The organism is Oceanicaulis sp. UBA2681 (genome assembly GCF_002354675.1).
Taxonomy (GTDB): Bacteria; Pseudomonadota; Alphaproteobacteria; order Caulobacterales; family Maricaulaceae; genus Oceanicaulis; species Oceanicaulis alexandrii.
Genome location: NZ_DEMB01000007.1, coordinates 98,457 through 100,910, shown reverse-complemented (window position 1 = coordinate 100,910; position 2,454 = coordinate 98,457). Strand labels below are relative to the sequence as shown.

3 protein-coding genes and 1 pseudogene are annotated in these 2,454 nt (G+C 63.3%); all 4 read left to right on the top strand.

The window, feature by feature from the left end; genetic code table 11:
- Window positions 1-216, top strand: a pseudogene (locus B3M53_RS05015) (pyrimidine 5'-nucleotidase); the annotation flags it as partial.
- Window positions 213-1,043 carry a 2,3,4,5-tetrahydropyridine-2,6-dicarboxylate N-succinyltransferase gene (gene dapD, locus B3M53_RS05010; protein WP_273020399.1) on the top strand — a complete coding sequence of 277 codons (831 nt, stop codon included), beginning with the start codon at window positions 213-215 and terminating at the stop codon, window positions 1,041-1,043. The pseudogene B3M53_RS05015 and the gene dapD, both read left to right, overlap by 4 nt.
- Before the next feature lie 57 nt (window positions 1,044-1,100).
- Window positions 1,101-2,264, top strand: a complete 1,164-nt coding sequence (dapE, locus tag B3M53_RS05005) for a succinyl-diaminopimelate desuccinylase (protein WP_273020398.1) — start codon at window positions 1,101-1,103, stop codon at window positions 2,262-2,264.
- A partial coding sequence (locus tag B3M53_RS05000) for a hypothetical protein (protein ID WP_286799707.1) occupies window positions 2,261-2,454 on the top strand: 194 nt, incomplete at its 3' end. The genes dapE and B3M53_RS05000, both read left to right, overlap by 4 nt.

Sequence of the window (2,454 nt, the reverse complement as noted above, 5' to 3'; positions counted from 1 at the left end):
GTGATGTTTGAGGATTCGGTCAAGAACCTGCAAACCGCCCATGAGATCGGCTTCACCACCGTGCTGGTGCATCCCCCTGTGGAAGCGCTGGCGGATGGCGCGACGCCCGAACCGCTGATACATCCCGATCATATTCACTACGCCGTGGACTGCCTGCGCACCTTTCTGGGCGACTGGCATGTGGCTGCGGACACAGCAAAGAAGACGACGCCATGAACCATGATGCGCTGAAATCGGTCATCGACGCCGCCTGGGAGATCCGCGACCAGCTCACCCAACAGACCATGGGCGAAATCCGCGATGCCGTGAACACGGTCCTCAACCAGCTCGACAGCGGCGAAGCTCGCGTCGCCAGCCGTGGCGAAGACGGCGACTGGGTGGTTCATGAATGGCTGAAGAAGGCGGTGCTTCTGTCCTTCCGCCTGAACCCGAACCGGATCATTCCCGGCGGCGCCGATCATGGCCCGTGGTGGGACAAGGTCGCCTCGAAATTTGAAGGCTGGGACGCTGCGGAGTTCGAGCGCGCGGGTTTCCGCGCCGTGCCCCCCGCCGCCGTGCGCCGCGGCGCGTTCATCGGCAAGGGCGTGGTGCTGATGCCGTCCTACGTCAATATCGGCGCCTATGTGGATGAAGGCACGATGGTGGACACCTGGGCCACAGTCGGCTCTTGCGCCCAGATCGGCAAGAATGTGCACATCTCCGGCGGCGCCGGCATTGGCGGCGTTCTGGAGCCGCTACAGGCCAATCCGGTGATCATCGAGGACAATTGCTTCATCGGCGCCCGCGCCGAGGTCGCCGAAGGCGTGATCGTGCGCGAAGGCGCCGTGCTGGCCATGGGCGTGTATTTGAGCGGCTCCACCAAGATCATCGACCGGGCCACCGGCGAGATGTTCCGCGGCGAGGTGCCGCCCTACGCCGTCGTCGTGCCGGGCAACCTTCCCGGCGAAGACGGCAAGCCGGGGCTCTACTGCGCCGTCATCGTCAAACGCGTGGACGCCCAGACCCGCGCCAAAACCTCGATCAACGCGCTGCTGCGCGATTAGACCCTAACTGACCTGTCAGGCATGGCGCCGCGCGCGAAAACGCCCTAAATCTGCGCCATGCTTGATCTGTCTTCGCTCACCGACCCTATCCCGCTCGCCCGCCGCCTGATTCAGGCGCCGTCCGTGACCCCCAAGGACGCGGGCGCACTCGACGTGTTGTCAGAGGCGCTTGAGGCGCTCGGCTTTGTCTGCCAGCGGTTCAAGTTTGAAGAGGTCGACAATCTCTACGCGAGGCTTGGAAGCGCCGCGCCGGTGTTCTGCTTCGCCGGTCATACCGACGTGGTGCCCGCCGGCGATGACGCCGGCTGGAGCCGCGGTCCGTTCGAAGCGGAAATCGCCGATGACGTCCTGTGGGGGCGCGGCGCATCCGACATGAAAGGCGCCATCGCCGCCATGGTCGCCGGCGTCGCCCGGCATCTGCAAAGCCAAGGCGCGCCTGCAGGCTCGATCGCCTTCCTGATCACCGGCGACGAAGAAGGCCCGGCGGTCAACGGCACCAAGAAACTGCTCAAGGCGATCACCGACAAGGGCGAAAAGCTCGATCATTGCCTGGTCGGCGAACCCACAAACCCGCATCACCTGGGCGATACAATCAAGGTGGGCCGCCGCGGTTCGTTGAACGGGGTGATTACGGTCACCGGCCAGCAGGGTCATGTGGCTTACCCTGAGAAGGCCGAGAACCCGATCCCTGTCCTGATCGACCTTTTGAACCGGCTGACCACGCGCACCCTGGATGAGGGCGCACCGCATTTTCAGCCCTCCAATCTCGAAGTCACAACAATTGATGTGGGCAACGCCCCCCATAACGTGATCCCGGCCAGGGCCAGCGCGAAGTTCAATATCCGGTTCAACACCGCCCAGTCCGGCGATGATCTGAAACAATGGATACGTGAAGAAGCCGCCGCCGCTGAAAACGGCACGTTCTGCGAGATTGATCTCGATCTCACCGTCACCGGGGACGCGTTTCTGACCAAGACCGGCCCGTTCACCAGCTTGCTCCGCGACGCGGTCAAGGACCACACGGGACGCGAACCGGCGCTGACCACGGGCGGCGGCACGTCTGACGCGCGCTTTATCAAGGATTACTGCCCGGTGGCCGAATTCGGCCTGGTGGGCGAAACCATGCACCAGGTGGATGAGCGCGTGCCCGTCAGCGATGTGACCGGGCTCGCCGCGATCTATGCAGACGTGCTCGACCGGTATTTCAAGACGTTTCCATGATGAACCAAGCCCTCAAGGATATGCGCTCTGGCGTCGACGGCGTGTTTGCGCTGATGATGTTCAAGTCAGACTGGCGCAAGCACTTCGACATGAGCGTGACCGGCGTCGGCCGGTCCTTCATCGGCGTCGTTCTGGGCCTGCCCGCCTTCATCTTCCTGATCTACGGCATCAATTACTTCATCGCCGACAA